This is a genomic window from Sedimenticola hydrogenitrophicus (genome assembly GCF_029017505.1).
Lineage (GTDB): Bacteria > Pseudomonadota > Gammaproteobacteria > Chromatiales > Chromatiaceae > Sedimenticola > Sedimenticola hydrogenitrophicus_A.
Map to the genome: position 1 here is coordinate 1 of NZ_JAQGEI010000105.1, position 1,001 is coordinate 1,001.

Below are 1,001 nucleotides of genomic sequence, written 5' to 3' on the forward strand. Positions count from 1 at the left end.
TTACTTGATTACCCACGAAACCCAGCCACGATTCCGCTGGATGGTCTATAGTAGAACGTAAGTAGAACCAATAGGTTGCGGAGGGTATCGCCATGACAAAGAATCCGATCCAATTCCAAGAAGGGCTCAGCTTGCCGAAATTCCTCGATACCTACGGCACTGAGCATCAATGCCGTGATGCCCTTTTCAAACTGCGCTGGCCGAAGGGTTTCGTGTGTCCAGCATGCGGCAATGACACGTATTGCGAGCTTCAGAACCGCAAGGTGTACCAGTGCAACCATTGCCACACGCAGACCTCGCTGACCAGCGGTACGATCTTCGCTTCGACCAAGCTGCCACTGACGCAGTGGTTTCTGTCGATCTATCTCCTCACGCAACGTAAGAACAGTATTTCGGCGCTCCAGCTCATGCGCGAAATCGGCGTCAGCTACAACACGGCCTGGAAGATCAAGCACAAATTGATGCAGGTGATGCTGGAACGCCAGCAGGGCGAAATGCTGAGCGGCCGCATCGAGATCGACGACGCCTATATCGGTGGCGAACGTTCCGGAAAACGCGGGCGCGGCGCCCACCACAAGGCGCCTTTTATCGCCGTTGTCGAAACCGATGCGGAAACAAACAAACCCCAGCGTATCCAGTTGCGCGCCGTCACAGGGTTTCGAAGTGCCGAAATTGAGCGCTATGCCAAAACCCATCTGGCACCAGAATGCGTTGTAGTCAGCGATGGACTCGCTTGTTTCAACGCGGTCCAAAAAGCCAGCTGCATTCATGTGTCAATCATCTCAGCGGGTGGCCGCAAAGGCGCACAGCATCCGTCGTTCAAATGGGTCAACACAATGCTGGGCAATGTCAAAAACGCCATCACCGGTACCCTGCATTCGGTCAGCCTCAAACATGTACCGCGATATCTGGCCGAATTCGAATATCGGTTCAATCGCCGCTACCGCTTGGGCGACATGATCGAACGCCTCACGTACGTTGGGCTGCGGACTCCGCCGATG

The 1,001-nt window shown here is 54.8% G+C and carries 1 protein-coding gene; it reads left to right on the forward strand.

What is annotated here, in order from left to right; translation table 11 throughout:
• Positions 1-92 precede the first annotated feature (92 nt).
• The coding region (locus O9K64_RS23455) for an IS1595 family transposase (protein ID WP_275100541.1) at positions 93-1,001 on the forward strand (909 nt) is incomplete at its 3' end.